Here is a 24,631-nt window from a genome sequence, read left to right on the forward strand (position 1 = left end):
TTCGACACAAACTGTGAGACTCTGATAAAGGTAAAATTTATCAGAGTCTCTTCTATGCCAGGAGCGCGGGCTATACTGTCACTGTGCCAGACATACGGATGTGTCATACCAACTCGCAATCTGTGGTAAAATCAGAGAGGAAAAATGTCAAACCGGCCCTTGAAGCTCGCTGATGAAATAGACAATGCGGAGGTCTCCCTTTCATTGGAACGGGGTAGCGTTTGTGCGGTGTCTCAAGGCGGCAGCTAACTCCTCGCATTTCCTCCTATCTTGGTCTGAACCACACTTGCTCACTTCCTCTGCATTCGCTGCGACCAATACTTTCAGAAATTGACAGGTCAAGTGCCTGTATGTGTCCCCTCTGTCTTGATCACCGATGTTACCATCTCTCAATTTGTTGAGAAGAACTTCTATGTCAAGCTATGGTGGTACCGTTTGTCTAGACAGAAATGGGCCAATTTTGAGAGTAAACTCAGCATTATGGAAAAGTCATGACGAATGTTTGGAGCGATACACCACAAAAGGTGTTTTGTAGTCCAGCGACTGGTGATATCGCTCATGATTGTAAAACTGGAAGTAGTGAGTCAGTCCACTCCTCGCCTCTGAAACCGTTTGGTAGTCTTTGAGGTAAACTTCCTCATACTTCACACTGCGCCACAAACGTTCTACGAACACGTTATCTAAGGCTCGTCCTCGCCCATCCCAGCTGATGCGAATGTTTGAGCGAAGCAGACGAGTGGTAAACTCGTGACTGGTAAACTGAACCCCCTGGTCAGTATTGAAAATCTTGGGTTGCCCAGCCCCCAGAGCCCGATCAAGCGTATCGACACAGAAACCAGTGTCCAACGTCGTTGAGAGCTCCCAGGCCAGGACGTAGCGGCTAAACCAATCAATGATGGCCACCAAGTAGACAAACCCTCGGGCCAGGCGGATGTAGGTAATATCGCTACTCCAGACGTGATCTTGGCTGGTGATACTCACTCCTCTCAAGAGATACGGATAACGTACGCTTGGTTCGCCAGGTCGGCTCAGCCGTGGTTTGGGATAGATCGTCTCTAGCCCCATTCGTTGCATGAGTCGTCTGACGCGTTTGCGGTCTACCTGATATCCTTGCTCGGCAAGAAAAGTGACCATCTTGCGCTTCCCGTAAAAAGGCGTCCTGGTATACTGTTCATCAAGCAAGCGCATCAAGAGAAGATCTTCCTCGCTCTCAGGGACAGGCTCATAATAGTAACTTGAACGGGCCAGCCCCAACAGCTCACATTGACGAACGATCGACAAGTGAGGATGCTCAGGCTCGATGAGGAGCCGCTTCTGCTCAACGGGAAAGACCAGATTTTTTTTTCAGGAAATCGAGCTCGACTTTGAGCTGACCGATTTCTTGATACAAGTTGGCGATTAAGGCTTCTTCGCTCTTGGCCCGCTCATGACCGTTGCGTGCGAAGATCTGTGGCAGTTCATCAAGCACTTGCTTTTTCCATTGCGTAATTTGAGTGGTGTGAACTCCATACTCAGATGAGATCTCGTTGAGGGTCTTCTGTCCCTTGATGGCTTCTAAGGCCACTTTCACTTTAAAGTCACTATTGTACTTCTTCGGCGAACTTGCCACAATCTGCCTCCTTGTGGATGTACTCTCCCTCCTGCTATTTTATCTCATCTCCCTGTCCAGTTTTCCGCCCCCATTATAAGCCCCGGAAGGGTAATCAGAAACTGAGAGAAAGCGATGAAGTTGCCGAGGGAGAAAACGAGTATGAGAAGCCGCCCCACCCTTTGGAATGATGGGTTCAAACAGGTCTCTCATCGAAGAACGGCCTCAGGCGGCGTGTTGAGCATGCAAGCGCTGAGCACTTTCAAAAGTGGCGCGCTGATACACTTCACGTTTGTGCCACATGGCAAAGATGATACGCACCCAGACATTTGCCAGGGCGCGAACGGCCATGCTGTGACTTTTGCCCTCCGCGCGCTTGCGCTGGTAATAGTGGTTAGCCCACGCCTCCTGCTGCGTACTCAGCCAGGCAAATTGGTGCAAGGCGTTGCGCAGCGGCTTAACACAGGCAAAGCGTTGATGGACCGTGGCGTACTCCCCGCTCTTCCAGGGGACGGGACAGGTTCCAGCCAGAGCCTGGATGTTTCTGGTTTCTGCGTAACGCTGGCGATCGTCTCCCCATTCGGCCAACAGCCGGGGAGCCAGGCGTTTGTCAGCTCCGGGAAGACTCTCAAAGATCGGGCTATCGACGTGGGTCAAAAAACGATCAGCAATCTCCTTGTCATATGCCTTGATCTGCTCGATCAGGGACAACAACTGGGCGACCAAGGCCAGCGTCAGGCGAGATGCGGGTTTTGACCGTGATGGGATCAGCGCACAGTTGCGGTTGTCGTACCGCTTCGACGATAGTGGAGGCAACTTTGGCAGGCATGGGGTGGCCTGCCTGTTTGAGCAGCACTTGCAGTTGCTCCTGGGTCGCCGCCTGAACCGCTTCAAGCGTAGGGTAGGCTTGCAAAAAGAGCAAGGTCGATTTTTGCTGGAGCTTGGTGAACAAGGTCAAGGCCACAGGAGAGTACGCTTTGAGACAAGCGGTCAGTTGATTGACCAGCCGGGTTTGCATCTGGATCAGCGTATCCTGATCACGAGTCAGGACTTTCAGTTCTGCAACGGTGGGGCTGTCAGGGTCCAGACGGCGCAGATCAGCAAACTCCGAACGGCCATGCTTGGCCAGCAAATACGCATCAATCAGATCGGTCTTCGCTCCACTTGCAGGGCGCTTGCGATCAACGGTTTTAGGATTGACTGGATACAAAGCGACTCCGTCCTCCAACAAGGTCGCGCATGAGCAAACCATGAGTCGTCTCTACAATACAAGCAATTTGATTGAGAGGAGCAATGTCTTGCAAGAAGCTTACCAATCTGGCGAGCCCCTTTGGCGTGTGTTCCACTCGCAGTTGGCCGACTTTGCGGCCTGTTTCGTCGATGACCACGAGGTCATGGTGTCGATCAGCCCAATCGAGGCCAGCATACCACATATCGAGATCCTTTCGCGGGCCGGGCCATTCCTGGATAAATGGGGGTCCTTATACTTGGCGCTCAAAGCGCGTCCTTCCAATCATCATTGGCTTCCAGGAACAGGGAAAGCGAAGCTCATTCTTTTCAAGTCGGTCAAGCCGGGTGGAGAAAATGCGCTTTCGCCCTCCTGCCCATCGCAGTCAGTTTATCCACTTCCTGCCGCCCTCATCAAGGGGGCTTGGTTTAAGCTTAGCGTATAAGGGGAAACATGATTGCTTCTCTCTCAACATCTCTCATCAATCATCTTTCTAGATTATGCGAATACATCCTTAATGTAGCGTTGAGATGAAACACAGCGCTACATTGACCCATAACCTGGCTCTCCGTTTTTGGTTGATCTTTGTTCCTGGGTTCATACTATGAAGGAGCCTCTCTCATCCACGGAGGTGGATCAGAAATAGTATAGTATGAAGGAGCATTGACATGAGGGTTGTGATGGATCTGACACGCTGTCAGAGTTCTGGGCGGAGTGTTTCTGGCGCCAAAAGTCTTTCGCTTTCATGGGGAAGAAGCCCTCGCATATGACTCTCCCCTCAATTCGTCCCTTCCTGGAGTCAAAGGGAGAAACGACCGATGATCACACAACCGGCTTTCGCCGTCGAAGCGTGGACCATTCGCGAGAGGGAACTCAACCTTGACGTGCTGGCACAGACCGAATCGATATTTGCCCTTTCCAACGGACACATCGGGCTGCGTGGCAACCTGGATGAAGGAGAGCCGTGTGGCCTTCCCGGCACCTATCTCAATTCCTTCTATGAGCTCCGGCCCCTGCCGTATCCAGAGGGAGGCTATGGGTATCCTGAATCGGGGCAAACGATCGTCAACGTGACCAATGGCAAAATCATCCGCCTGCTGGTCGATGGTGCCCCGTTAGATATCCGGTATGGCCAGTTGCAACGTCATGAGCGGGAACTCGACCTGCGCGCAGGAGTCTTACGCCGGACCGCCATGTGGAGCTCGCCGACCGGCCGCACGATCAAGGTATCGTCGATCCGCCTGGTTTCCTTTACCCAACGGGCGATCGCGGCGATCAGCTATGAGGTGGAGCCACTTGACGCTCCCGTGCGCATCGTGGTGCAATCGGAGCTCGTGGCAAATGAGGCGCTACCCGATGTCGGCAAAGATCCGCGAGCAGGCGCGGTTCCCCTGCTCCCGCTCGAAAGCGAGGAGCACGATGTTCAGAACCTGCGTGGACTCTTGATTCATCACACCCAGGCCAGCCACCTGCGCATCGGCGCGGCAATGGATCACCTGGTCGAGGGGCCGGAGGGGATGACGATGGAAGCAGAGAGTACTCCGGACATCGCACGCATCTCCTTCAGTGCCAGGTTGCAACCTGGCGAGCGACTGCGAATCATCAAGTTTCTGGCCTATGGCTGGTCGAGCCAGCGCTCGCGATCAGCGATCCACGACCAGCTCCTCGCTGCACTCACTGCTGCCCGGTCCACGGGCTGGGAGGGCCTGCTCGCGGAGCAGCGTGACTTTGTGCAGATGTTCTGGAAGCATGCAGGGATCGAGATGGAAGGGGATGCACAGCTGCAACAGGCAGTACGTTTCGCGCAGTTCCATGCGCTCCAGGCATGCCGCCGAGGAGAGCAGCGACCGATTCCGGCCAAGGGATTGACCGGACCCGGCTATGATGGGCACACCTTTTGGGACACCGAGATCTTTGTTCTGCCCGTGCTGACCTTGATCTACCCTCACGCTGCCGCCGAAACCCTGCACTGGCGTCACTCGACCCTCCCGCTGGCCAGGGAACGGGCTCGCCAACTTGGACTGCGCGGAGCTGCCTTTCCCTGGCGAACCATTCATGGTGAGGAGTGTTCAGGCTACTGGCCGGCTGGTACGGCTGCGTTTCATATCAACGCGGATATCGCGTATGCGGTGACCTTTTACATCGCATGCACCGACGATCACGTATTTGAGCAGGAGGTGGGGCTGGAATTGCTTGTCGAGACTGCACGGTTGTGGCGCTCGCTCGGTTTCCTTGATACCCATGGGCAGTTCCGCATCAATGGTGTCACCGGACCGGACGAGTATAGCGCCCTGGCCAACAACAATGTCTATACCAATCTGCTGGCTCAGCAGAACTTGCGCGCAGCGGCAGAGGCTTCCAGGCGTCATCCGCAGGTAGCCTGCTCCCTCGGCGTAGACACGGACGAGATAGCCAGTTGGAACGAGGCAGCCGAGAAGATGTTCATCCCCTATGACCAGGACCTCAACGTCACCCCCAGGATGACGCCTTTACCTCCTATGAACGGTGGAACTTTGCGGACACCACACCAGAGCAGTACCCCTTGTTCCTGCACGTTCCGTATTTTGATCTCTATCGCAAGCAGGTGGTCAAACAGGCTGATCTGGTTCTGGCCATGCATCTGCGGGGCGATGCCTTTTCGCCAGAGCAGAAGGCGCGCAACTTCGCCTACTATGAGCCGCTGACCGTCCGCGACTCCTCGCTCTCAGCAGCGACGCAGGCCGTCATTGCGGCTGAGGTGGGCCACCTTCAGCTCGCGTATGACTATTTCGCCGAGGTGGCGTTTCTGGATCTGTATGATCTGGCGCAGAACACGCGCAACGGCCTGCATCTCGCGTCGTTGGTGGGAATCTGGACCGCCCTGGTCGCTGGCTTCGGAGGACTGCGTCTGCGCGGCGATTCGCTCGCGTTTGGCCCCAGGCTGCCAGAGGGAATCACCCGGCTCACGTTCCGCGTGGTGTTCCGCAACCGCTGTATCGGGGTGGACATCACGCCGACAGAGGTGCGGTATGTGCTTCTGAAAGGCTCGCCGCTGGCGGTCTGGCATGAGGACGAGACCATCACGCTTTCCACCCAGGAAGTCGTCATCCGGCCCACATCGCAGATCCAGGCAGGCCCACGACCGGATCAGCCACCTGGGCGTGTCCCTCTGAAACGTGCTGCCCGTCCCCTCTCCGACGGACCAGCGGAACTACTCCATCATAACAGGTAGGGGTGTCATGCTGTTGACGCACTCGCCGGTTTGATCATGGGTAAGGTCAACCAGAATGTCGTTCCCTGCCCAGGGGTGCTTTCAACCCCAACGGTGCCGTGATGATGTTCGAGGAGTGTCCGGCACAGGTAGAAGCGTAACCCCCCACTCAAATCCAGTTCCTGCTGAACGGAGCTGCCTTTTCCCCGATAGAAGCGATCCCAGAGGCGAACCTGCTCTTCAAGTGGGATACCTGGCCCTTCGTCATGGACCGAGACGCGGGCCATCTGCTCCTCTTCTTGCACTTGAAGGGTCACGGGCTGCTCCACTGGGGAAGAGGCGAGGGACGTGGTCAGGTAGATGGTGAGCACCTGGGTGATTCGCCCAGCATCGGCCAAGACAGGGATGGTGAGTTCGGGAGTCAGGATTTCGAGCTTGATCGCTCGTTCGGGTATAGACTCCTGCTGCTTTGCCACCGTCTGTTTGACCAGCACGAGCAGATCACAGGGCGCAAGCGTAAGATCTAGCTGACCAGCCTGGATACGCGCGTCATCGATCATATCCTGCACCATGCGCTCTTGCAGCCGGACGCTCTGCTCAGCAGATTCCAGCGACTGCCGGGTCCGTTCAAGCTGCACACTCGTGCGCTCAGCCTGTTGGGCGAGCTCGCTCTGTAATCGCTCTAAGCGGCGCTGTGCTAACTGCAGATTGTCCTTGATCCCTGTCAGCGGGGTGCGCAGTTCATGGCTGGCAAGCCGCAGGAAATCGTTGAGCAGCCGATTCACTTCGGGCATGACCAATTCCCTGGCCTGTTTCCCCAAGTACGTTTGCAAGGAGCCCAAACATTCAATGAACAGCCGGACGTGCTCGGCGACCGTTCTGATGAGATCAATCTCCTCCTGGGTATATCCACCCTCCCACTCGTGTTTCTGGATCACCAGCACCCCAACCAGCCTCTGCTTCCAGAATATTATGGGAAGCACCAGGAGGTTCGCGTTCCCCAGCTCCTCAGGATACCCGGTCGGAATGCGGAAGCAACCTGGTGCGAGAACCACTTCCTGATTGGCCTGGAGGCGAGCGAGCACGGTTTCGTCAAAAAAGTCGGTGGGGTAAAAGTGTTCATTCAATGCACGTAAGAGGTATTCTCGCTCGGCGGTGAAGCCGCTGCCCACCACGTACCCCCACATGAGGGGATGGAGGGCGAAAGGCCATTATACTCACGCACCAGCACGCCAGGATCTGACGAATGAAGTCCACGAGCTGTTGGCCGACAAAGAGTACTGGAGGAGAGAGGAGAAGGTTTTCTTCAGAGGGCGCTCCCTGGAATTGCTCAGGAATCCGCGCGATGGCTTCGTTCAAGGTCATCAACGCTTCGTAGACCCGCTGGATGTGAAGGGCCTTTTGATAGCGGGAAGCCACCACATGAAAGGACGCTAGCACGCCTGTTGGCTGTTGCTGTCCGTCAAACACCAGTGAACAGCGCAGTTCGAGGCACACCTGGTGCTGGGAAGGATGAGCAAGGACAAGGATCTGCTCGTAGGGAAAGGACGCGGTTTCTTCCTTGAGAGTGGTCAGCCACGGGGGAAAAGAGAACGGTCGTTGCTGTTCGTCGTACCACGCATAGCGCTGGAGGAACTGCTGAGCGGAGGTGCCCAACCAGGGAGCTGAAGGCTGGGCATCAAAGAGCGTCAGCGCCGCAGCATTCAGGAAGAGGAGCTTGCCTGCCCGGTCCCACACCATGATGGCATCGGGAAGAGAGGCAAAATACGTTTCGAGGTGCCATAACGACATCGATTTTTGAAACGCTGATGGTACTGGTTGCGGCGCGTTCTGACCCATCTCGTCCCTCCTTTGTGGACGTGAGTGCATAGGCAACGAGTAAGAAAAAGACGCGAGAGGGGAGACAGACGATCATCCTCCGCCGCAATGGAAGAGATAGCCTGCTCATCAAGTTCAAACAGCCCTTCCCTGACTCTCTTCATAATAGCACCGGCGAAAAAATCGGCTGATCCGATCTATTGGCGTATGTATAGAATATTACTGAAGGGACTCTTCCTGAAGTTGTTGTCAAGGTGAAACACTATGATCACCTGGTCGATCACGTCGGTCAGGATGGAGGTAGTCTCATATGATCGCATCGCAAGCTCTCCTGGATCTACCACTTGATGCCAGGATAGACCCCCAGGAGTTTCTTCACACCGCCATGGAGTGGCATTTCAATCCAGAGACCGGCTCGCCATACTGGCTGAAGCGGGCGAAGTCGTTGCCCTTCGATCCGCGCAAAGACGTCAAACGCATCGAGGACCTGGCGCTTTTTCCCAATATCGTCGACGAACTGCGCGATGTCCGAGCGGAGGATCTCATCCCCAGAGGATACGGGCCGCACCCCGATGTCTTTGGCGTTCCCGAAAGCGGTGGCACTACTGGTATCCCCAAGCGAGTGGTCTTCCTGCGTGACTGGGCGGACAAAGTGGGAACATGGCTGGACGCCCGGCTCGACGCCCACGGGTTTCCACGAAACGTGAACTGGCTTGCCCTCCTCCCGAGAGGACCTCATATGGTCGGCGAGTTTGCCAGATTGCACGCTACTACACGCGGTGGTCTCGCGTTCATGATCGACATGGATCCGCGCTGGGTCAAGAAACTCATTGCCGCCGGCAAAAGCGAGGAGGCCCGCGCGTACGTCGAGCACCTCGTCGAGCAGGCTTCGTTCCTACTGCACAGCCAGGACATCGGCGTCCTCATGACCACGCCACCTCTGTTGGAGCGCATCGCCCAACACGACGATCTGGTGGAACTGATCAACCAGAAGGTGAAGGGGATTCTGTGGGCCGGAGCGCACATGGATACCGACACCCGCCATTTGTTTCAGACCGAGGTCTTCCCCAACGTGAAGCTCGTCGGAGCGTTTGGAAGCACGATGATCCTCTGCGGTATTCCCGAGCGCGTGGGTCTCACCGAAGACGATCCCCGCATTTTCGATCCCCCCTCGCCCTTCATCACCTTTTCCGTGATCGACCCTGCCAGTGGCCACACGGTGGACTACGGCAAACGAGGCCAGGTCGTGATGAACCACGTCAGCAAGAACATGCTGCTCCCCAACAACCTGGAGCGCGACCTGGCCACCCGGATCGCACCCCCGGCGGGTCAGGTAGGCGACTCGGTGGCCGACGTGGCTCCCGTCGCGCAGTTTGGCAACGAAGCTGTTATCGAGGGGGTGTACTGATGAGTGTACTCAGTCAACTGCTCTGCATAGATGCGCTGGGACCCAAAGGGGCGTACCGGACACATAACCGTCTGACCGTTACGGATGTTGCGGGCCACCCGCTGGCCGAACTGAGCTTGGTGCCCAGATTGTTCGTCACGCGGGCCATGGCCGCGCTGCATAAAGCGAAGACGCTCCCCGTGGAGGACCGCCTGACCGCCCTCCGCAGGGCTGGGGAACTGTTCGCAATGGGAGAGGTCGATGGCATGTCCTCTGCAGAGTACCAGCATACGGTGTGTCGCATGTCCGGAACGCCACTATCCATCGTACGCGGAGCCGTGGAGGCCGTTGCCCAATACGCGGCGAAGGCTTACTGGAGCGCGCAGCAAGCCCGGCCAATCGGAGCGGTGAACGACTGGCGTGACCCACAGGCCCGTGAGGGGACGGGAGTCTGGATCCGGCGTGGAAACGTCTTTGCCGTGCATGCACCTGGCAACGAACCTGGCGTGCACAGTCTCTGGCTGGAGCCTCTGGCCCTGGGCTACCGTGTGGCCGTCCGGCCCTCGCGGCGGGAACCGCTCACCCCATATCGATTGATGAACGCGCTGCGGGCCTGCGGGTTCGGCGATGATCAGGTGGTCCTGCTACCTACCGATTATGACGCTGCCGACGAGATCTTGCGCCAGGCCGATCTGAGTATGGTCTACGGGGGGCAGGAGGTCATCGAGAAGTACGCCGCAAACCCCACCATCTTGCCCAATGGGCCTGGTCGGTCGAAGATCCTGGTCACTGCAGACTCGGACTGGCACTCCTCCCTCGACATGATTGTTGACTCGATCAGCAATATGGGCGGGACGGCCTGCATCAACACCACGGCAGTGTTTGTAGAGGGCGACCCGGCGCCGGTCGCACAGGCCATTGCCGAGCGGCTCGCGGCGATTCCAAGCCTGCCGCCCGAAAACGAGCAGGCGGTCCTGCCCGCCTATCCCCTGGAGGCCGCGAAGAAAATCGAGCGCTACCTGCTGGACAAAGCCGCCGGGACCCGGGCTCATCTGGGCGGCAACGGAGTCGTGGATGAACTGGGAGATGGCAGCGCGGTGCTGCGGCCAGCCGTTCACCAACTGGACAATCCGTTCGCCGAGCAGGCAAATATCGAACTGGCCTTTCCGTGCGTATGGGTTGCGCCGTGGACGCAGGAGGCCGGGATCGCTCCCCTCAAAAACACCCTGGTGCTTACGGCGGTCACCCGGTACGAGAAGTTGCTGGACGAACTGCTCACGGATCCGACGATCAAGAACCTCTATATCGGCAACCACCCGACGTACTGGATAGCACCAGGCGTCCCACATGATAGCTATCTCGGCGAGTTCTTGATGCGCACCAAAGCCGTCATCCGCGACTGACATACACGGAGTGGGAGGCCGCGTCCACGATCCAGAGAACAATGGATGGGAGAGAAGAGAAAGACACATGGATGATCGTGTGGCTGGTCGTGTGGCCGTCCAAGTAGCGACATCGCCCACCTGGCGGTGGAAATCAACGATGCTCAGTTCGAACAGCTCACGTTGGTGCAGGTTCTTCAGCCCTACCTTGTGCTTCCATCTGATTGCGTGCGCGTGTTCGCTTCCTCTTCACGTGAGGACCTGGATGAGCAGTGAGAGCGAGAAATGACAGAGTGACAGTGGGTCACCTTTCTCTCCCAAGGAATATAGTTAAGCATAAATCAGACGAAGTCAAGCATCCTCCCCTTGAATAAGGGGAAAGGTGCTTGACTTCGTGGTGCGAGACCCGATATGGTTATAGAATCAAAAGTTTACTTCCCCTTGGCTTTCCTGCGAACGAGTCAGAGGAAACAATGGCATGTCACGACTTTCTCGTCGGCGAAGCCGTGGCAAAGTCAACGCTTTCGTTTCATTTTAAGATGTTGCGTGAAGCTGGGTTGGTACGAATGGTGCCACAGGGAAGACGGATGCAGGTTACGCTACGTCGAGAGGATTTGGAGATGCGCTTCCCTGGGCTACTGGAGAAGATACTTTTGACCTACCAGCAGAAGTAATAGTTTCGCTGTCGTTTTGTGTCACCTACCTCTCCCCTAATGAACTTTAACAATCAAGATCGGTAATGCTATCCTCTCAAAGGAAGGTATTTCTCAAGAGAGGAGTTTCTGATGAGCCAAATGAGCAAAGTCGGTCAGAGTTGGCACGTGACATTCAACAAGCCAGAGCGTGTAGCGCTAGAGGAAGCGGTTCATCATCACCCCTTGCCTCATGTGCGAGAGCGTTGCGCAGCCCTGCTCAAAATCGCCCAGGGGCATTCACCCCATTGGGTTGCTAAACATGGACTCTTGCGGCCACGAGACCCTGATAGCGTGTATCAGTGGCTGCAGTGGTATCAGAACGAAGGCCTCATGGGTCTGGTTGTTCACCGACATGGTGGCCCTCATCGGATTCGTCTTCGATCATACTCAAGAGATTGAAGAGCGACTGAGAGCAGGCCCTGGAGCTCAGTGTCGAGAGAACCAAGAAACGCTGCCCAGTCGGTGGACGCTCTCTGAGATCGCCAAGGTGTTTCCTTTTCTTGCGAACTACAGTCTGGCTGGGATTTGGAAAGTCCTGCAAGACGCAGGCTTTTGCTTGCGTGCTGCTCGTACTCAGATGTATAGCCCTGATCCTCAGTATCAGCAAAAGCTTGAGCATCTCCTGGCCGTCTTAGAACAAGTTGCTCGCGCCCCTTCTCGCTTCGTTGCCTTGTTTGTCGATGAAATGGGCTTCTTTCGCTGGCCCGACCCAGCTCCTGATTGGGGAGCGCGTGCTCCTGCACCACCGCCAGTAGCTGACCGCAAACGATCTCCTCAAAGGCAATGGCGGATCATTGGTGCTCTTGATGCCTTAACTGGCAGAGTGACGACCCTAGACAATTACATCGTGGGACGCAGGCAGGTCTGTGCCTTCCTGCAACAAATCGACCGCTGTTACCCCAATACTGAGAAGATCTATGTGATCATGGATAACTGGTCGATCCATACCCATGCCGAGGTTCAGGCGCAGTTCAAGCTTCTCCCTCGCCTAGAGATTGTCTGGCTCCCGACCTATGCTCCTTGGCTCAATCCCATTGAAAAGCTCTGGCGCAAATTTCGACAAGAAGTCTTGCACTTACACCGTTTCGCTGATGCATGGGACCAATTTCGTCAACGGTGTCGTGCCTTTTTTGCTCAGTTCGCCCAAGGGTCGCAAGCTTTGCTTCGCTCTGTTGGGCTCCTTGGTAATGGGAAGCTCGCTATTGCCCTGCGTAGTCCTTGATTACCGACTTTGATTGTTAAAGTTCATTAGGGGAAAGGCTTGCCCTCAACTCCGAGGAGAGCCAGGGCTTCAGGGTCGGGTGACCTGATGAGCCTGTTGGGCAACGGACTGCTTTCGAGTCCGACCCACTGCGCACACATCACCTTAGGATTGGGCTGATCATCAGCCCAGGATGTATTTACAGAAGCGCTCTTTGCGGGAGCCGATCAGCGTACAAGCCGTTTCTCTTCAAGGGAAGAGTGCCTTCCCATACTCCTGGACCACATGGCAGAAGGAGGATTCTACCAGGCTATTCTCATTGGGGCTCAGGAAATCGGAACCCCGGTACCCAAGTCCCAGAAAAGGACTCTCCATTTCCCATCGCCCCCTCAAAAGGGACGAGCGCTCTGGTTTGAGGGTAGACTAAGATCCTAGCGAAAATGTGCAGCAAGACCAAATCAAGCTGAAATAGGGCCGCGCTACGGAGCTGTTACTAGCCGCAAGAGAGCGGGAAGAAGATGCGCATATGCATGTCAGCCTCGAGAAATTTCGGCTAAACGTTTTTAGTCATGGTGCACAAGAGGTAAAAAAAGTATTTATTCACTGGATATTAGAACAGAAGTGCGCTAATGTACATTTTTGCTAGGACCTTAGCCCATCCTCATGTTTTGTCGCATTCGCAGTTATCTTTCCACGTTGCGTAAGCAAGGGATAAAGCTGCTTGCTGCATTGGAATAAACATTGGCGGAGAATCCTGTTCTTCCCGCTTTTGCTTGATCCATCTGAATAGTTACCATTTCCGCTAGGATCTTAGCCTTCCCTCTGGCTTGGGTATTGTGGCATACAACTCTTCAGGTGATCTCGGTGGCTCATGTGCCATGAATGAAGGGAAGGCCTCTAGCCCGATCGCTTCTGAAAGTGTGATCACTGGAAAGATTTGCCTTCGGGTTGCCACTTCCCCGAATGGGAACACCAAGAAGCAATTGCTGAAGATATTCGTGTTTTTTCGTCCTTTGTGGGAAATACGCAACCAGCATGATCATTTCCCGTTGGTGTAAAATGTCCCTTTCGTTATGCTCAAATTTGTTATACACATTGAGAAAAAGCCAAATTGTGCGATTTCTCCCCACCACTCCAAAACAGCACCACTTCCATTCCAGTGCAAAGTCAACTTCTACAGTTATTGATCTCAGCATAAGAACCTAAAGAGCGTAGCCGGCATGAACAAAACAGTGACGCAAAGCCTGCTTGCGATGCCCGTGCAAGGCTCAGGCAAGCAGCAGTTCCTGCTCAAGCTCAGCCAGATCCTTGCAACAGCGATTCTTGAGCTCACGGCGTTTGAGCAGATTCCAGACCCCTTCCTGAGGATTGAACTCGGGTGCATAGGCAGGCAAACGCTCCAGGTGAATGCGTGCAGCAGCGCCTTGCTTGCGCCAGGAAATCTTTGACGGCCTGGCAGCGATGGATGGTGGAACCGTCCCAAATGACGAGCAACTTGCCTGAGATCTCGCGCAAAAGCAGTCGCAGAAAACACACCACATCTGGTCCCTTGTAAGAGCGTTGTTGGGTCTGCATGCGCGAGGCGCCCCTCAGGAGTCAGCGCCCCAATAGCCGAGATGTGGTCATACGTCAGTGGCACGCGCAGGACCGGCGTTTGGCCCACAGGAGCATAGGTGCGCACCGCCATCGGCAACAAATAAAAGCCCGACTCGTCTACAAAAACGATCTGTCGCTGTTCCTGCTATGCTTTTTTTTGAGGGCAGGCCAGCACTCTTTTTTCCATGCCTTGATGGCCTCTTCATTCCTTTGGGTGGCCAGTTCGACCGGTTTTTGCACACTGTACGCGGGATGCGCGAAGGAGGCGACTACAATGGGCTGGATGATAGCTGACGCCAAATTGCTGCTTGATCAACACTGCCACCCGAGCTGTGGTCCAGACCTCGCCGCGAAATCCATAGTGTTCGGATCCTTTGGCCAGCAGGTCAGGCAACTGGACGCGTTGTTCCTGGCATCAGTTTGGGTTGGGGACCTGGAGGCGGTTGGTGGCGCAGCCCATCAGGACCATCTTTCTTCGCTCGACGCATCCATTGACTCACCGCGCCTTCAGTGACTCCCAAGGCCTCGGCGATGTCTTTCTGTTTCCAGCCTTGCTGATAGAGTTGCCAGGCACACAGTCGTCGGCCTTCGCGCCAACCTTTGGGAAGGGCTTCTTTCTTACTCATACCTCCGTTCATCGGCTCGCATCGTTCTTCACTTTAGATCCTCATGCTCAGGTCAATAGTAGAGCATTGCTGATTAGCGTTCTGAAACCACTGGTCGGCAAAGAATCGCGGAACACATCGAGCAACGGCTAAGCAACGTTCGCTAAAGTAGACTGTAAATCAGATCTTTGTGTGAACGAAAATCGGATAATGACGTGGTTGAGCAAAGAATGTAAATGAGATCACTGGATGAGGGCAAAATCGCACCATTATCTGAAGCAGAAGAACCCTGTACTCCCTCAAATAATTATGCCCATTTCCCCTCATCCAGTGATCTCATCAATCTGGCCCGTACGCAACGAGATGTGTTTTTGATTGAGGTGTCTTCACAGGCCGTTTCACGCTCCGGCTTTTTGCTGGTAAAGGATCAGAAAACCTCTGCTTTATGAAAACGAGAGGGCAGCGAAGAACACTCTCAAGCCAAATCACTTCTGAGCTACATCTCGTTGCTCATCCCGTGGGCCTCTCCCATCCAAGACGGAGTTGAGGGCTTCGATTCTGGCGCAATCTGGACGGTGACGGAAGAAAACGTCATACGACAAGCGTCTCCTCTTCAATGCGAGAAAGCAACCGCCAAAGTTCGGCACGGCTTCGGAGAACGAACCAGAAGACAGGTTGGGCTGGACAGGGGGAAGAGCTTCTCGCTCGAGTTTTGGCAGTATGTGCTCACGCGCCCTCCATATGTCGTTTGTCTGTGGGATGGGTTATGCATCGGGCCGGCGCAAGGTTCCAGCTCCCCAGATTTCGGCAACGCGTCCGTTTTCAATGCGAAAAATCTCCATGATGAGAGGGAGAGGCTCTCCCGGAGGCATGGGAACACCGTGAACTGTGACCCGCAGCGCGACTTTGTCGCCTTCAGCAATCAGATCTTCGACGACGAAGCGTCTCTCGGGGAAGGTGGCAAAGGCATTGGTCACAGCCGCTCTCGCGCGCTCGATGCCAACTTCTCCCATGGCATGCCTGATAATGTGTGGATCAAAGAGTTCGTCCAAGGTCGCGAGGTCCTGCGTGTTAATGGCTTCATAGACACGAGAAGCCAAAGCCTTGTTGTCTGTTGCTGTCATGGCCAAATCTCCTGTAAATGATTCTTGTCTTTCGATCGATTGCTTGTGTATTGCACATGCACTCATTGTTGCTGTCGGCTTTCGTCCTGAAGAGCGCGTATGTTGGCGCGTAAGCGTTCGAGAACGCGCAGCGCCGTCTCTTGCTCTTCTTTGGGGATATCAGCGAGCAGCCGTGCCTGAAAGAGGCGGTGTGCCGCGATCAGGCCAGCAACGGTTTGCTGACCGGAACCCGTCAAAGAGACGAGCGTGTAGCGATTATCTTGGGGATCGAGGCGACGGCTGAGTACTCCTTCGGACTCAAACTGCTTAACCAGACGAGTAATCGTGGCTCCATCAACGGCTAAGTGGTGCTGTAAAGCAGCATGGCTCACCTCGCCGAGCTCGGACAACAGGATCAGCAGTTGTCGTCGGAGCTGACTCATGCCGACATGGTGATCAAAGGCTTGTCTGGATTCAGAACAGACAGACGCCAATTGTTGAAAGAAGGTATCATCAAGAACATCCATTCGTCACTTTGCCTCCGAGTCCTCTGTAATTTCCGCACTTTGGGAGAAGGCGTTATCTTTTTCATTTATATCATCAACTCTTGATATCGTCAATAGATAGCAATGTCAATGATATGGCTCCTGGCCTTTTTGACTCCCGGAGACGCGCGTATCTGTGAGGAGTGACCGTTGCTTTGTAAGAAGATGACTCCTTTTACGGTTCAAGAGAAGAGCATTTTCCAGGAGAGGTGGGAGATCCATACACTGGAGATGGATGGAGAAGCAATGTCATCCCATCATCATGAGGCCGTTTTTTTATTGTTCAGCTATGATTCTCGTTGCGCATCGCGTGGGTGACACCACTACCAAGTACTTCTCGGTGTTACAAGCAGCAGGCTTGCTTCTCAAAATACCACAACCGCGAGGGCAGGGATCACGCTACTATCTCCCACTCACCTCGACGCCCTGTCTGCCCGTATATGCGGAACAGGTACAGCAGTTAACGGGCCAACGCAAAAGTGTTCGTCGTTCACGTGCGCTGCAACGGGTATCTGAGTGTCTTGAGACCCCTCGCCAAACGGGAGACCCGAAACGAAAGGAAGAAAGCAGTCATGAATATGGCACTCACAAGACCATTCGTCTGGGCGTTGTTCCCCAGACACAGCAACAGAGGAAGAAGGGACAGAACACAAAAGAGGTCATTCCCCTGACACCTCAGGATCATGGCGAACAGCCTGGGAGGGAAAAACAGGTTTCGCATGCTCTTGGGCGTCTGATGGGCTTCATACACTCTCATGGCATTCCTATCGCATCTGAGATAAGAGCATCCATACGCACCATTTTGCTGGAGGAGTTCGCCCGTCCGACACTCCTACGCGCTCTTATGGAGTCAACGAGAGAGAATCTGTCTCCTCGCCATCCACTCGCCAGGTGAAGCGATCAAATGATGTGCTGGTGCAGGAACAAGCAGCAATGCGACAAAAAGGTCGATCTTCTGAGCAGAGGTCGACGATTGGGGAGGGTCATAAACCTCAGTTCGAAAGGTCGACTCTTCTAGAGAACGGTCGAACTTTTGAGAGCAGGTCTACGGTTGGCGAGAATACGAGACCTTTGCTCAAAACGTCGACTCTTGCGAAAAATACTCGACCGTCTGGAAACGAGTCTACGATCGTTGAAGATCACAGGCCTTTAGCACCAGAAAAGGTCTACGTTTCTGCGCAATAAACGCAGACCCGAGAGAGCCATACGCATACACGCGCGCACGCGCGTGATGAATTCACTCATCTCACATATTCACTTTCACCAAAAAAGAGAAACATGAAAATAATGATAGTGAAGTGAGTACATATCACCTCACCCACAAACAAATCAGCCATTTCGCTATGGTCGGCACTGATGAGCAAGCAGGTCGATCGTCTCCATCCTCCAGGGCTGCAACTGAAGATCTCTCTGCACTTCCGGTAGCAGAAAAAACCTCTTCCGCTGATGGCAAGGAGTTACTCCCGATGTATCGGCCTCAACGTGCGCCTCGAGCGAATATACAGGCACACCTCGCACCCATGTGGCTCTGACTTCGCCCAAAACTGGGAAGAACTTCGCCCACTATTGGGTGGTTTTCCTCTTCCCATTTCATGCCCTCTTTGAGTACACTTACCCCTGGACACAGAGAGATCAACAATGAAGAAGGAGCCACCCGATGTCTCGCCTGTTTACTCGTGCCTTACTCTCACTCATGACAAAAAGACCGTATGTCATACTCACACGCTGGGGAGGTATTGTTCTCCTCGTGATAGTGGGTATGCTGCTCATTGCTCATGTACCTGCTCCCTCACCTGCTCTCGCACCTGGGTATGGCCCACCCACCACGGCCTCCTCCTGGAAAACGGGTCGCTTCTCGGGGCAAGACTTTCCTCTTCAGCCCGATGGAACCCTCCGGTGTCCAGCCGGACAGCCGCTTCATGCTCAGGAACAGCGTCGAGAAGCTGACGGGAGTCTGCGCGTCGTGTATGCAGCCAGCATTCGCAGTTGTCGCCCCTGTCCTCTGCGCGAGCAGTGTCAATGGCAGGGCAACGCAACCGCGAAGCCGCGCCAGGTGAGCGTCCTACAGCATCCATTAGTGATCGGCTCGGCTCCTGTGCTCTGGCATGATTGGAATCGTCGGTACCATCGACGGGTGTGTATGCAACTGCTCCGGCACCAGAATGTGGAAGTGCAGGTAGAGCAGAAGCTCTCTGCCAACCCAACGCTCGCGCCTACGCCCGCCCAGCGGGCCCATTATCGGCTCTTGTGGGCTGAGCGGCTGGCTCACAATGCACGAGGGCGTTCAGCTCCTGATGTGGCTATCACCCTGTTTGGAGCGCCCTTAGCCACAGCTCACGTTCTCAGCCTGAAGACTGTCTGAGAGATGAGCACGGATCAGAAGAAGCGTGGGAACTTCGCGGTTGCCCGGCACCCGCTCAGCTTGTCTGGTAGATGGGCCTGGTTCCAGGACACGTTCCAGTGTAAAACCTGCGGTGGCGAGTTGGTTGAGGTACGTGCTGAGCATGCGGTGATAGTCTCCAACTCGGCTACGGACTCCATCGGGGTTCGATGAGAACCATTGACGTTCGTCAAAATAGCCAGTGACGATCCTACCCAGCGGATGCTCGGGATCAGACAGCGACGTCCACTGAGCGTGAGGGGTCTCAAAGCAGGGGTGAGGAATGGCAAAGACCAACCAGCCTCCTGGTTTGAGAATCCGTCGGATGCTCTGAAAGGTGGCCTGAAGATCAGGAATATTGATCAGTGCCATCACACAGATGCAGCCGGTAAACTGATTGTCGCTCAGTTCCTCAGCACGCTGAGCGTCTCCTTGAATATACTCAATTCCCAGTGGCTCCTGCTCTTCATAGCGTTGGGCGAGCGCCAGCAGGTTGGGTGCCAGGTCGAGACCGGTGACCTGAGCTCCGCGTCGAGCCAACTCGCGCGCTACCCACCCCTGCCCGCAGGCCAGATCACAAATGACTTCCCCATCGACTTCTCCGACTAGAGCGAGCAGGCTCGGCAGGATCACTTCCGTGTAGATAGGTCTCTCGCGCAGAAACTGATCATACCACTGGGCGATATCATTGTAAGAAGCTTGTACCATAACTGCTCCGATTAATGGAGGAAAACGTATGCAAGCATCGCCTTCCTGCGTCTTTCGTTGTTGCTGCTTCATCCGCAGGTGCCTCAAGACCGGCTGGTCTTTTTGGTCTTACCCCACGTCCACAGCCCAGTTTCCGTCTTCGTCCGAGCCAGTACCGGAGACGGCTTGATCAATGAGCCCGATCAAGCGCAGGGCTTCCCGCAGGACATTGTGACCAGCATTGTGGTCGCGATCCTGGGGAAATTGAAAATATGGGCAGGAGGGATTCTGGCACACAAAGATGCGATCCTTGAGGGTCATCTGATCCCATGTCCACCCACAGCCGTGGCAGGTCTTGCTGGAAGGAAAGAAACGGTCCACCTTGATCACCTGTCCACCCCGTTGGGGGACCTTGGCTTCCAGCAGGCGTACCAGAGTGCCCAGCGAGGCGTCGGAGAACGCGCGGGCCAGGTGTCGGTTTTTGAGCAGTCCCTTGAGATGCAGGTTCTCCACCCCGATGATTCCATAGCTGTCCGCCAGCCTGGTGGTGAGCTTTTGAAGGACATCCTGGCGCAAGCACACAATCTGGTAGTGCAGGCGTGCCACCTGCCTGCGCGCTTTTTCCCGATTCCTCGATCCCGGTTTTCTGCGATGCAGGCGTTTGTTGGCCTGGCGCAGCTTCTTGAGCGCGGTTTTGAGAAAGGCTTGGTTCTCGACTTGCTCACCCGTACTCAAGGTCGCCAGGCGGTTCAGTCCGACATCGATGCCCACCGCTGCCGCTTTCTCCACCGGGATCTCCTCAGGGAGTTCGACCTGGATGCTCACGAACCACCAATCGGCTGTTCTGGTGATGCGTGCACCCAGAACTTTTCCCTGAAAGCGGAGTTTCTCGGCCATATTGACCCATCCGAGCTTGGGAACCCAGAGGCGATGATCCCCGATCTCGAATTGGTCATTGGCGAGATAGAAGCTCGGCCTGCTGCGTTTCTTGCTCTTGAACTTCGGACGGCGAGCCTTGCCCTCGAAGAACGCCGTAAAGGCTTTGCCCAGATCGAGAAAGGGCTGGTCAGAGGCGTTCTTGATCACCTCCCAGGTCCAGGGGAAGTGCTCCCGTCGGATCGCGTTAAATTGCTTCTTGAGCTTGAGGGCTGTCGGTTTCTCCCCGGCTTCATATTGCCGATTCCACTCGGCCAGCGCCCAATTCCACACGAAGCGGGCCACCCCTGCGGCGCATGCAAGGGAGTTGGCCTGTTCTGAGGTGGGATGCAGTCTGATCTTATGGGCGCGAATCATGCGGTTCTGCTCTTTCTCCTGCCTGATGTTTTCTTAAGTATAGGTCAGGTGTTCTCATCTGTCAAGAAGCCCGAAAGCGTGGCTCCTTGCCCACGGTTGATCCCTTTTTTCCACCTTTTTGGAAACAGTTGCTTTCTCTCTCCTTGCTCGATGGCAACTAGCTCTCCTTCTTACGTGATTTGGCGGCTCTTGGCAATCAAGGCTGCCTTTTTTCTTTGGTTATCAAAACACCAATTGATAAGCGCGCTTCTGGATTGGGGTCACCGAGAGCAGACCGTGTATCAACGTGGCCTTAGCGCGCGTTCCCCAGATCAAATCCCCTGATTTACTTTCTTACGAACTCAACCAGTACAGGCAGATGATCGCTCGCCTTTGGAGTCAGTTCGTTCCTAATGACTTCGCAGGAGTGTAACGACTGAGCGAGTTGAGATGAGGCGAAACAGTAATCGATCCGCATCGAGGGCCTCCTCCTGGCATCACTGGTGTAGCCCTCATGTCTGGGATGCAGCACACGGTAGCAGTCCACTAGCCCAGCCTCCTGGAGTCGGGCAATGGCGAGACGCTTTCCCTGTTCTATAGAACCGCCGATCAGCGAAACCATCCTCGCCGATAGGCAAGGACTCGACCGGATCATCAGGAGCAAAGGCATTCAGATCTCCTACTAACAGGAAAGGTTCTCCCTGTAGTGGTTGTATTTCCCTCAGAATGACCTCGATTTCGCGCAGACGACACTCTTCATATTCATCAGGATAGCTCGCTTGCAGGTGTGTCGTGCAAAGATGGAGGAGTGAGCCATTCCATTCAACATCAATACTCAGCAAGGTTTTATGCATTGTAAATTCCGTCAGCGGGCCTTCATGAAGTAGAGGAAGCTGATAATTGCGAATACGCAAAACGGGCAAGCGACTAAGCCAAGCCACATGGAATGTGTTGTCGGACTCGCCAAAAATCAGGTGCATATTCAGTGCGGCTGCTAATTTCTCGGCATTGCTTCGGTCATTGGCTTCTTGAAGGGCTACCATATCAGGATTCTGGTCACGCAAAATCTGAGCGATCAATGGAATCCTTTCCTCTCCTCCATAAAAGATGTTATAGGTGATAATTCTCATTCCATCCACGCTCCCTTTGGTCCGGGTATTTCCCCTTGCCTTCCGATGCAATGTTGTTTGCCTCAAGTGTACCTAACGCCCTAAAAGTTTGCAAGCAATCCGGGTATGGTCAGACAATTTGCCTGCTGGCGCGCGTGAAGTCTTAGTGAGGAAGTCTGCTTGCTCCTATTCTAGCTCATCGGAGTGAGATATGCTTATCCAGAACTGACGTTAAAAAAACTAGAGTCGCATTAGTTGCTGGTTTCCTCAAACAACGCCTCTTCTGGGAAAGGTGGCGGACGCAGTGGGACCGGCGAGGATTGGATCAGGGAGGTGGTCGTGGAGCCATACACGAGAAAGCTGTCGAGCAAGCGATCAAGTTGATCGATGGCGGGAATGTACGCCTTCACGAGAAAGCAGTCCTCGCCGGTGATGCGGTGGCATTCAACGACTTCAGGAATCTGTTGCGCCAGTTCCGCAATCCTGGGAAGCTGCCCTGAATTGGGACGGATGCGGATGTAGGCAGCAATTGGTAGCCCCAGCGCCGCTGGATTCAGATCCAGTCGGTAGCCACGAATGACTCCAGTCTCCTCCAGTCGGCGGACCCGTTCCGTCACCGCAGGCGACGACATCCCGATTCGGCGACCCAGTTCTGACATGGTGAGGCGTGGTTCGCGCTGCAATTCCTCCAGAATGCGCTTGTTCACTGCGTCAATGGCCTCATTGGGAGCAGTGTAAGTGAAGAGCCGTTTTTCCTTTAAATCTTGAACCATAGATGCTCTATCTCCTTGACATTGCCATGTACTTTCGCTGATCTCCATTGTACCATACAAACAAGAGCGAGAAGCTGTAAGGAGGTGTGTACGATGCTGCTGCAAGGGCAAAAAACGTCTCTGACCAGGCGAATTCCGCCTCATGTCTTCTTTTTCGTGAGCGCCGTCTTCCATTACCTGGGACCATCGTTTGCAGTGCTGCTTTTCTCCACTGTCTCGGTGCTTGGTGTCGCCTGGTTCCGCATTGCCAGCGCCGCTGTCGTGTTTGCCGTCTGGCGGCGGCCCTGGCGTCACTTCACCCAGATGCCCTGGACAAAGCAGCGCACCCTGCTGGCGCTTGGGGTGGTCCTTGGCTTGATGAATGCCTGCTTCTACCTGGCGATAGCTCGCCTCCCCTTGGGAACGGTGGGTGCCATCGAGTTCCTTGGCCCGATTACTCTCGCCGCGCTGGGCGCACGGACGCGCAGAAATATCGCCGCGTTGCTCCTGGCGATCGGTGGTGTGTGGCTGCTCACTGATGTGCGCTTCAGCGGGCAGCCGCTGGGTTTCCTGTTCGCCTTCGCCAACTGCGCTTTCTTCATGCTCTACGTCATGCTTGGCCATCGGATCGCTCAGGATGGGGGCGCTGCCGGGATTGATCGCCTGGGAGCAGCCATGCTCATCGCGCTGGTAACCATTACCCCGCTGGGGTTGGGCGGCGCGCTGCCAGCTCTGACGCATCCGCTGCTGGTCCTGGCCGGTGTTGGCGTGGGGATTTGCTCGTCGGTCATTCCCTATGTCTGCGATCAATTGGCCATGGCTCGCTTGCCGCAGGCCACTTTCGCACTGCTCCTCTCGTTGCTCCCTGCGTCCGCTACGGTGATCGGCGTCGTGGTGTTGCGCCAAATTCCCAGCACCCCTGAAATCGTAGGGATTCTCCTGGTTGCAGGAGGCGTAGCCCTCCACCGGGAAGTTGAGGCGCAGCCTGGCAAACAAGCCAGGAACAAAGCCACAGCTTCGGAAAGGCGAATCGAAGCCAAAAATCAAAAGAAAGGAACAACTATTCCATGACACTCCAATTTGGTGTACTGGTGCCCCAGGGCTGGACCTTGGATCTGGCACACATCGACGATCCGGTAGAAGCCTACGAAACGATGACACGGGTTGCTCAAACGGCTGAAGAGGTGGGGTTCGTTTCTGCTTGGCTGGTTGACCACTTTCATACGATTCCTTTCCCCTCGCAGGAAGTAACGTTTGAATGCTGGATGAGTACAGCAGCCTTGGCACGTGATACCAGGACGATCCGCATTGGCCAGATGGTTACCTGCAATGGCTATCGTCATCCAGCCCTGCTGGCGAAAATGGCGAGCACAGTCGATGTGCTCTCGCATGGCCGACTCACTTTTGGCATCGGAGCCGGGTGGTACGAGCATGAATACCGCGCCTATGGCTACGAGTATTCCGACGCACCTGAGCGCCTACGCTCTCTGCGCGAGGCGGTGCAGGTGATCCTGGCGATGTGGACTCAAGAGGAAGCGGTCTTTGAGGGAAAATATTACCAGGTGCACCAGGCAATCAATCAGCCCAAAGGCGTCAAGCCTCCGCATATCCCGCTGCTGATCGGCGGAGGTGGCGAGCAGGTCACGCTGAAGCTCGTGGCACAGTATGCCGATGCCTGCAACGTGGGCGGTGATCCTCCCACCGTGAAGCAGAAGTTAGCTGTCCTCAAACAGCATTGCGAGCGCGTGGGACGTGACTACGAGAAGATTTATCGTACCTCCAGTACCGTCTGTCTTCTCGCCGACAGCGACGAACAAGCGCTGGAGCAGCTTCCTGCTGATCGCAAAGCCAGGTTGGGAAACGCCGTGCAGACGGCCTTGATTGGCAGTCCTGAGACGATTCGAGAACGGCTGGCTGCCTACGAAGCAGCAGGGGTGCAGGAGTTAGTGCTCCGCTTTGTGGATGGAACCGATCTGGAGGTGCTTCGCCGCTTCGCCAGAGAGTTCATCGCAGAAAGAAGCGGCTGTTCTGGCAACGAAGCGAAAGACAAGGCAACAGACGTCCACAGGAGGATCTCATGAGTCGCCCTCGAC

21 protein-coding genes and 2 pseudogenes are annotated in these 24,631 nt (G+C 55.1%); 9 read left to right on the forward strand and 14 right to left on the reverse strand.

The features are described from left to right. Positions 1 to 489: 489 nt before the first annotated feature. Both JMJ04_RS23135 and JMJ04_RS49480 read right to left on the reverse strand, forming a co-directional pair. Positions 490 to 1,609 (reverse strand): IS3 family transposase gene (locus JMJ04_RS23135; protein ID WP_420799497.1). Its coding sequence is split into 2 segments (ribosomal slippage): positions 490 to 1,336 and positions 1,335 to 1,609, totalling 1,122 coding nucleotides; the frame shifts between segments, so codons are not numbered across the junction. 204 nt (positions 1,610 to 1,813) lie between these two features. Then, positions 1,814 to 3,021, reverse strand: a pseudogene (locus JMJ04_RS49480) (IS110 family RNA-guided transposase). Between the two features lie 613 nt (positions 3,022 to 3,634). Between JMJ04_RS49480 and JMJ04_RS23145 the strand changes: the two are divergent. Next, positions 3,635 to 6,027 (forward strand): annotated as a pseudogene (locus tag JMJ04_RS23145) (glycoside hydrolase family 65 protein). A 5-nt stretch (positions 6,028 to 6,032) separates the two neighbouring features. Here the strand turns inward: JMJ04_RS23145 and JMJ04_RS23150 are convergent. After that, positions 6,033 to 7,178, reverse strand: a complete 1,146-nt coding sequence (locus JMJ04_RS23150; protein ID WP_201372821.1) for a sensor histidine kinase — start codon at positions 7,176 to 7,178, stop codon at positions 6,033 to 6,035. Continuing rightward, positions 7,126 to 7,845 carry a PAS domain-containing protein gene (locus JMJ04_RS23155; RefSeq protein WP_201372822.1) on the reverse strand — a complete coding sequence of 240 codons (720 nt, stop codon included), beginning with the start codon at positions 7,843 to 7,845 and terminating at the stop codon, positions 7,126 to 7,128. Before JMJ04_RS23155 ends, JMJ04_RS23150 begins: the two co-directional genes overlap by 53 nt. Positions 7,846 to 8,134: 289 nt before the next feature. On the opposite strand from JMJ04_RS23155, the gene JMJ04_RS23160 reads away from it, so the two are divergent. The 4 genes from JMJ04_RS23160 to JMJ04_RS23175 all read left to right on the forward strand — a co-directional run bounded on the left by JMJ04_RS23160 (position 8,135) and on the right by JMJ04_RS23175 (position 12,510). Then, positions 8,135 to 9,232 (forward strand): phenylacetate--CoA ligase family protein, encoded by a 1,098-nt coding sequence (locus tag JMJ04_RS23160; protein WP_201372823.1) that lies wholly within the window; start codon positions 8,135 to 8,137, stop codon positions 9,230 to 9,232. Then, entirely contained in the window at positions 9,232 to 10,614 is a 1,383-nt protein-coding gene (locus tag JMJ04_RS23165; RefSeq protein ID WP_201374471.1) for an aldehyde dehydrogenase family protein, read from the forward strand. The genes JMJ04_RS23160 and JMJ04_RS23165 overlap by 1 nt, the downstream gene beginning before the upstream one ends. A 452-nt stretch (positions 10,615 to 11,066) precedes the next feature. Further along, the gene (locus JMJ04_RS23170; RefSeq protein ID WP_201372824.1) at positions 11,067 to 11,267 is read left to right on the forward strand and encodes an ArsR/SmtB family transcription factor; all 201 of its coding nucleotides are present in this window, start codon (positions 11,067 to 11,069) and stop codon (positions 11,265 to 11,267) included. Between the two features lie 280 nt (positions 11,268 to 11,547). Then, positions 11,548 to 12,510 carry an IS630 family transposase gene (locus JMJ04_RS23175; RefSeq protein WP_201372825.1) on the forward strand — a complete coding sequence of 321 codons (963 nt, stop codon included), beginning with the start codon at positions 11,548 to 11,550 and terminating at the stop codon, positions 12,508 to 12,510. 228 nt (positions 12,511 to 12,738) lie between these two features. On the opposite strand, the gene JMJ04_RS48090 is transcribed toward JMJ04_RS23175, so the two are convergent. The 6 genes from JMJ04_RS48090 to JMJ04_RS23190 form a co-directional block, all read right to left on the reverse strand. Beyond that, positions 12,739 to 12,864 carry a hypothetical protein gene (locus tag JMJ04_RS48090; protein WP_255552818.1) on the reverse strand — a complete coding sequence of 42 codons (126 nt, stop codon included), beginning with the start codon at positions 12,862 to 12,864 and terminating at the stop codon, positions 12,739 to 12,741. Between the two features lie 893 nt (positions 12,865 to 13,757). Next, positions 13,758 to 14,030: a transposase gene (locus JMJ04_RS46760; RefSeq protein ID WP_236038317.1), complete on the reverse strand. Its 273-nt coding sequence runs from the start codon at positions 14,028 to 14,030 to the stop codon at positions 13,758 to 13,760. A gap of 257 nt (positions 14,031 to 14,287) precedes the next feature. Then, on the reverse strand, positions 14,288 to 14,410 hold the full coding sequence (locus JMJ04_RS48815; RefSeq protein ID WP_420799524.1) for a hypothetical protein: 123 nt from the start codon (positions 14,408 to 14,410) through the stop codon (positions 14,288 to 14,290). Between the two features lie 61 nt (positions 14,411 to 14,471). Continuing rightward, positions 14,472 to 14,711 carry a helix-turn-helix domain-containing protein gene (locus JMJ04_RS46765; protein WP_236038319.1) on the reverse strand — a complete coding sequence of 80 codons (240 nt, stop codon included), beginning with the start codon at positions 14,709 to 14,711 and terminating at the stop codon, positions 14,472 to 14,474. A gap of 743 nt (positions 14,712 to 15,454) precedes the next feature. Next, positions 15,455 to 15,814 (reverse strand): ester cyclase, encoded by a 360-nt coding sequence (locus tag JMJ04_RS23185; RefSeq protein ID WP_201372826.1) that lies wholly within the window; start codon positions 15,812 to 15,814, stop codon positions 15,455 to 15,457. 62 nt (positions 15,815 to 15,876) lie between these two features. Beyond that, on the reverse strand, positions 15,877 to 16,320 hold the full coding sequence (locus tag JMJ04_RS23190; RefSeq protein WP_201372827.1) for a MarR family winged helix-turn-helix transcriptional regulator: 444 nt from the start codon (positions 16,318 to 16,320) through the stop codon (positions 15,877 to 15,879). A 253-nt stretch (positions 16,321 to 16,573) separates the two neighbouring features. On the opposite strand from JMJ04_RS23190, the gene JMJ04_RS23195 reads away from it, so the two are divergent. Further along, entirely contained in the window at positions 16,574 to 17,233 is a 660-nt protein-coding gene (locus tag JMJ04_RS23195; RefSeq protein ID WP_201372828.1) for a hypothetical protein, read from the forward strand. A gap of 762 nt (positions 17,234 to 17,995) precedes the next feature. Then, positions 17,996 to 18,700 (forward strand): hypothetical protein, encoded by a 705-nt coding sequence (locus JMJ04_RS23200; RefSeq protein WP_236038321.1) that lies wholly within the window; start codon positions 17,996 to 17,998, stop codon positions 18,698 to 18,700. Here JMJ04_RS23200 and JMJ04_RS23205 read toward each other — a convergent pair. From JMJ04_RS23205 to JMJ04_RS23220, 4 genes are all read right to left on the reverse strand, one after another. Then, positions 18,662 to 19,426, reverse strand: a complete 765-nt coding sequence (locus JMJ04_RS23205) for a class I SAM-dependent methyltransferase (protein ID WP_201372829.1) — start codon at positions 19,424 to 19,426, stop codon at positions 18,662 to 18,664. The two genes, JMJ04_RS23200 and JMJ04_RS23205, sit on opposite strands and share 39 nt — an antisense overlap. Before the next feature lie 108 nt (positions 19,427 to 19,534). Then, positions 19,535 to 20,698 carry an RNA-guided endonuclease InsQ/TnpB family protein gene (locus JMJ04_RS23210; protein WP_201372830.1) on the reverse strand — a complete coding sequence of 388 codons (1,164 nt, stop codon included), beginning with the start codon at positions 20,696 to 20,698 and terminating at the stop codon, positions 19,535 to 19,537. Between the two features lie 491 nt (positions 20,699 to 21,189). After that, positions 21,190 to 21,807: an endonuclease/exonuclease/phosphatase family protein gene (locus JMJ04_RS23215; RefSeq protein WP_201372831.1), complete on the reverse strand. Its 618-nt coding sequence runs from the start codon at positions 21,805 to 21,807 to the stop codon at positions 21,190 to 21,192. A 230-nt stretch (positions 21,808 to 22,037) separates the two neighbouring features. Then, positions 22,038 to 22,559 carry an Lrp/AsnC family transcriptional regulator gene (locus JMJ04_RS23220; protein ID WP_201372832.1) on the reverse strand — a complete coding sequence of 174 codons (522 nt, stop codon included), beginning with the start codon at positions 22,557 to 22,559 and terminating at the stop codon, positions 22,038 to 22,040. A gap of 93 nt (positions 22,560 to 22,652) precedes the next feature. Between JMJ04_RS23220 and JMJ04_RS23225 the strand changes: the two genes are divergently transcribed. Next, positions 22,653 to 23,609 carry an EamA family transporter gene (locus tag JMJ04_RS23225; RefSeq protein ID WP_201372833.1) on the forward strand — a complete coding sequence of 319 codons (957 nt, stop codon included), beginning with the start codon at positions 22,653 to 22,655 and terminating at the stop codon, positions 23,607 to 23,609. After that, a complete protein-coding gene (locus JMJ04_RS23230; RefSeq protein WP_201372834.1) occupies positions 23,606 to 24,619 on the forward strand; it encodes an LLM class F420-dependent oxidoreductase in 1,014 nt (337 codons plus the stop codon). Before JMJ04_RS23225 ends, JMJ04_RS23230 begins: the two co-directional genes overlap by 4 nt. Positions 24,620 to 24,631: the final 12 nt, after the last annotated feature.

This window comes from Ktedonobacter robiniae, from assembly GCF_016587375.1.
In the GTDB taxonomy this organism is placed as follows: Bacteria; Chloroflexota; Ktedonobacteria; order Ktedonobacterales; family Ktedonobacteraceae; genus Ktedonobacter; species Ktedonobacter robiniae.

What these genes read in the sequence shown, in the direction of transcription:
- JMJ04_RS23170 (WP_201372824.1), top strand. Translation starts at nt 11,067, where the DNA reads ATGGCATGTCACGACTTTCTCGTCGGCGAAGCCGTGGCAAAGTCAACG.
- JMJ04_RS23200 (WP_236038321.1), top strand. Translation starts at nt 17,996, where the DNA reads ATGTCTCGCCTGTTTACTCGTGCCTTACTCTCACTCATGACAAAAAGA.
- JMJ04_RS46760 (WP_236038317.1), bottom strand. Translation starts at nt 14,030, where the DNA reads ATGTGGTGTGTTTTCTGCGACTGCTTTTGCGCGAGATCTCAGGCAAGT.
- JMJ04_RS23220 (WP_201372832.1), bottom strand. Translation starts at nt 22,559, where the DNA reads ATGGTTCAAGATTTAAAGGAAAAACGGCTCTTCACTTACACTGCTCCC.
- JMJ04_RS46765 (WP_236038319.1), bottom strand. Translation starts at nt 14,711, where the DNA reads ATGAGTAAGAAAGAAGCCCTTCCCAAAGGTTGGCGCGAAGGCCGACGA.
- JMJ04_RS23165 (WP_201374471.1), top strand. Translation starts at nt 9,232, where the DNA reads ATGAGTGTACTCAGTCAACTGCTCTGCATAGATGCGCTGGGACCCAAA.
- JMJ04_RS23175 (WP_201372825.1), top strand. Translation starts at nt 11,548, where the DNA reads ATGGACTCTTGCGGCCACGAGACCCTGATAGCGTGTATCAGTGGCTGC.
- JMJ04_RS23155 (WP_201372822.1), bottom strand. Translation starts at nt 7,845, where the DNA reads ATGGGTCAGAACGCGCCGCAACCAGTACCATCAGCGTTTCAAAAATCG.
- JMJ04_RS23215 (WP_201372831.1), bottom strand. Translation starts at nt 21,807, where the DNA reads ATGAGAATTATCACCTATAACATCTTTTATGGAGGAGAGGAAAGGATT.
- JMJ04_RS23190 (WP_201372827.1), bottom strand. Translation starts at nt 16,320, where the DNA reads ATGGATGTTCTTGATGATACCTTCTTTCAACAATTGGCGTCTGTCTGT.
- JMJ04_RS23225 (WP_201372833.1), top strand. Translation starts at nt 22,653, where the DNA reads ATGCTGCTGCAAGGGCAAAAAACGTCTCTGACCAGGCGAATTCCGCCT.
- JMJ04_RS23185 (WP_201372826.1), bottom strand. Translation starts at nt 15,814, where the DNA reads ATGACAGCAACAGACAACAAGGCTTTGGCTTCTCGTGTCTATGAAGCC.
- JMJ04_RS23210 (WP_201372830.1), bottom strand. Translation starts at nt 20,698, where the DNA reads ATGATTCGCGCCCATAAGATCAGACTGCATCCCACCTCAGAACAGGCC.
- JMJ04_RS23160 (WP_201372823.1), top strand. Translation starts at nt 8,135, where the DNA reads ATGATCGCATCGCAAGCTCTCCTGGATCTACCACTTGATGCCAGGATA.
- JMJ04_RS23195 (WP_201372828.1), top strand. Translation starts at nt 16,574, where the DNA reads ATGGAGAAGCAATGTCATCCCATCATCATGAGGCCGTTTTTTTATTGT.
- JMJ04_RS23205 (WP_201372829.1), bottom strand. Translation starts at nt 19,426, where the DNA reads ATGGTACAAGCTTCTTACAATGATATCGCCCAGTGGTATGATCAGTTT.
- JMJ04_RS48090 (WP_255552818.1), bottom strand. Translation starts at nt 12,864, where the DNA reads ATGGAGAGTCCTTTTCTGGGACTTGGGTACCGGGGTTCCGATTTCCTG.
- JMJ04_RS23230 (WP_201372834.1), top strand. Translation starts at nt 23,606, where the DNA reads ATGACACTCCAATTTGGTGTACTGGTGCCCCAGGGCTGGACCTTGGAT.